Here is a 3,233-nt window from a genome sequence, read left to right as displayed (position 1 = left end):
GACCAGAGGCGGACGGCGGAGGTGGCCGGGCATGGGGCGTTGGCGGGACGGACGAGGCGAACTCGTCGTGCACGGGGACAGAGCGCCCACCACGGCCCCCCTGACGATCCCTCTGGAAATCGCGACGTCCTACCGGGCCCGAACGAAGGGCCTGTTGGGCCGCGACTCCCTGGATGGCGCGATCCTCCTCTCCCCTGCCAACAGCGTCCACACCTTCCGCATGCGCATCCCCATCGACGTCGCTTACCTCGACCGCGACCTGAAGGTCATCGCCGTCCACACGATGAAACCGTGGCGCCTGGGCCTGCCGCGACTCCGCTCCCGGCATGTGCTGGAGGCGGAGGCGGGGGTCATGGCGGGGTGGGGGGTGCGGGTGGGGGTACGGGTTTCGGTGGAGGGCGGCGGGTAGGCGACGCGGCGTTCGTCTCGCGCCTACTCCTCTAGTCCTCTACTCCTCCAGTTCGGTGATGGGCCGGTCGGTGACCACCGCGATCATGATCATCGGGGCGTCGCCGTCGGACTGGTTGAGCGAGACCGCGACCCAGCGCGGGCCGGCGTCCGGGCCGGCGGTCACCGGTCCCCACACCGCCAGGTCGCCCAAGAGGTCCCTGTGGCTCAGCGTGTGAAACAGCGGTGGCATGGCCTCGCCGGCCAGCTTCCGGAAGAGCGGCACCCGCATGCTCACCGCCCGATGAGGCCCCCACCTGCGGTCCAACTGCCCTACGAGGGACGAGACATGCACCTCGGCGACATCCGCGGCCTCGTTCCACTCGGGCGCGTACAGCCCCGTGAAATCGCCGCTCTCCCAGAGCGGGGCGATCAGGAAACCCTCGCCTCTGGTGAGAGCCCACTCGCCCGTGACCGAATCGTCCTCGCTGACCACCGCTCCGGCCGCCGGTACGGGGCGGGCCAGCAGCTCCTCGATCGCGGCCACGGCCCGAGCGGTGTCGAAGGCCTCCCCGAAGCGGGCGGTCACAGCACGGCCCTGTCCATCGGGCGGGGCAGCGGCTCCAGAGCTCCGGCCTCCTTCAACGCCTGGTACGCCGCGACCACCCCTTCGGTGTCCCCGGGGGCGGCCATCTCCAGGAGCACACCGGCGTCCGGGAGTTCCTTCCGGAGGGCCACGAGCCCGTCGGGAACCCGGGCTGCTCGCCCCGGGGACAGGAAGCCGACCCACCCCACCGACGGTGTGCCGACCTTGAAGCCGGCCTCGCTCTTCAGGGCGGCCGTCACGGCCCGGTCGCCGACGTCGCCGACGTCCGGCTGCCATGCCTCGGCCACGGCCGTGAGGAGTGCGACGTCGGGCAGTTGGGCGTCGTCCGGCGCCACCAGGGTGGCCACCAGCGACTGGAGCAGGAACTCCGGGGTGCCGCCCGCCAGTCCGGCGATCTCCACCTTCCAGCCCGGAGCGCTGTCGGCGAGCAGACGCAGAGAGGTGCCGTTCGCCGCCGACCAGTCGTCGGCCGCCTGCGCCGTACGCAGCGCCCCGGCGAGGGACGCCTTGTCCGATCGCACGGCCACGGAGGGCCCGGAGGCGGGAACGGTCCGCCACGTCCACTCCGCGCCGGCGCCCGCCGCCCCGGCCTCCGGGAGGAGCTGGGCAAACCGGTCCAACGTCGCGCGCCAGCGTCCGGCAAGCTCCTCCACCGACTCCTGCCGGGGCCCCCAGAAGCCCCGCACCACTCGTCGCATGCCTTGCTCCTGCCTCCTCGTACGGCTGTCCCCACTTTATGGACGCGGATGCGTCCGCGCCCCGCTAGTTGAACGCCTCGGGCCTGCGGTCGCCGGCGACCGGCTCCGGCGAGGTGTGGACCACCTCGATGTCCAGGCCCGCGTCCTCGAACGCGTCCCTCGCCGCGTCGGCCACCTCCGGGTTGGAGAAGTGCCACTCGATGCCCCTGCCCCGCGCGGCCTCGGACTGCCGGCGTGCCTCGGTGAGCAGCCGTTCGCGGCCGGACGGGGTGAGTTCCGTCCGATCGGCGGTCAGGAAACTGTCGTAACCGTTCTTGGCCTCCAGATACGTCCCCCGGGAGGCGTCCCAGCCGTCGAACTCGACGTCCGGCACGTCCGGGTCGGGATGCGGGACGACGTACTCGTATCCGCGTTGCGTCCCGGTGACCTGCTCCTGGTAGCGCAGCCAGGACTCGTTCCGCCAGTTGGGCTCGGGGTTCCGGTCCCGACTGGCCCAGAAACCGTCGCCGCCGTCGGCGTCACCGTAGGTGCGGCTCTCCAGGTCGTCGGCCCAGTCGGGCGGGTTGTAGTTGCGCGGGTCGTTGGTGTCCCCGTGTTCGGGGTCGGGATACTCCCGCCTGTTCTCCAACGCCCGCCGGGCGCGTTCCGGCTCCTCGGCGCGCTTGCGCTCCAGATAGGCCTGCCGCTCCTGCTCGCGGGCCTGACGTGCTTGTTCCCTGGCCTCCTCGTCGCAGCCGCCGTTCGCCCGTACGCCGTAGGGGACCCGGGCGGGCGCGGCGGCGAGGACGGTAGTGCCGGAACCGGCGCCACCGCTGAGGCCGGGGCCCGTGCCGTACGGGACGTCCCGAACCGGAGCGGAAATGGTGCAGCCCGTCCTCCGGGCCGCCTCCTCCGCCTCGTCCGCCGCCTCGTCGGCCCGCCTCGCCGCGTCCTCCAGCGCGTCGAGGTCGCCCGCCCTGGCGGCCCGCCGCGCGTCCTGCGCCGCCTCGGCCGCGTTGTCGGCGAGTCGGCTCAGCCTGCCGAGGGATCCGATCTTTTCGGCGATCTTGGCTTCGCCGTAGCCCGGGATGAACAGCGAGCCGACGTTCCAGAGGACGGTGGTGACGGCGCGGGTCTCGTTACCGCTGTTCCACTGGTCCACGACGTCGTCGCCGACGAACATGTCGAACAGAACCGTGCCGCCGGTTCCCAGCGAGGCGCCGCCCCAGTCCAGGATCGCGCCCAGATAGTCGCCGTCGCCCCACATGTCGCGGGCGTCCGCGGTGCTGTCCCACCACTCCTCGCCCAGCGAACGGCCGTAGTCCATCAGGCCGTTCCAGGTGTCGACAGGGTTGGTGACCGTGTTCCAGATCCCGGCCAGGTCGCCGCCGATACCGTCGACGAAGAGTCCTTCACCGACCTGCGTGACCTGATCGCCGGCGCAACTGAAGAACGCGCCGAAGCCGGAGAAACAGCCCTCGCCGTCGTCCCCGCCCTCGTCGCCCTCGTCGCCCCCGTCGTCGGCGGTGGGGTCTTCGTACGGGGGCTCGTCGATCTCGTCC

At 72.0% G+C, this 3,233-nt stretch carries 4 protein-coding genes; 1 reads left to right on the top strand and 3 read right to left on the bottom strand.

The window, feature by feature from the left end; translation table 11 throughout:
* Nucleotides 1-31: 31 nt before the first annotated feature.
* Entirely contained in the window at nt 32-409 is a 378-nt protein-coding gene (locus ACTWQJ_RS49010; protein ID WP_443312830.1) for a DUF192 domain-containing protein, read from the top strand.
* A 39-nt stretch (nt 410-448) separates the two neighbouring features.
* On the opposite strand, the gene ACTWQJ_RS49005 is transcribed toward ACTWQJ_RS49010, so the two are convergent.
* The 3 genes from ACTWQJ_RS49005 to ACTWQJ_RS48995 form a co-directional block, all read right to left on the bottom strand.
* Nucleotides 449-976 (bottom strand): hypothetical protein, encoded by a 528-nt coding sequence (locus ACTWQJ_RS49005; RefSeq protein WP_443312829.1) that lies wholly within the window; start codon nt 974-976, stop codon nt 449-451.
* Nucleotides 973-1,692 (bottom strand): hypothetical protein, encoded by a 720-nt coding sequence (locus ACTWQJ_RS49000; RefSeq protein WP_443312828.1) that lies wholly within the window; start codon nt 1,690-1,692, stop codon nt 973-975. Before ACTWQJ_RS49000 ends, ACTWQJ_RS49005 begins: the two co-directional genes overlap by 4 nt.
* A 64-nt stretch (nt 1,693-1,756) precedes the next feature.
* Nucleotides 1,757-3,233, bottom strand: a 1,477-nt coding sequence (locus ACTWQJ_RS48995) for a Tox-REase-5 domain-containing protein (RefSeq protein WP_443312827.1), incomplete at its 5' end; no start/stop codon positions are given.

The organism is Streptomyces sp. KR55, assembly GCF_052245645.1.
GTDB lineage: Bacteria > Actinomycetota > Actinomycetes > Streptomycetales > Streptomycetaceae > Streptomyces > Streptomyces flavusporus.
Note: the sequence above shows the minus strand (reverse complement) of the source record. Positions and strands in the feature narration are given on the sequence as shown.

Excerpts from the sequence above, each read along its gene's own strand:
- ACTWQJ_RS49010 (WP_443312830.1), top strand. The coding sequence starts at position 32 with ATGGGGCGTTGGCGGGACGGACGAGGCGAACTCGTCGTGCACGGGGAC.
- ACTWQJ_RS49000 (WP_443312828.1), bottom strand. The coding sequence starts at position 1,692 with ATGCGACGAGTGGTGCGGGGCTTCTGGGGGCCCCGGCAGGAGTCGGTG.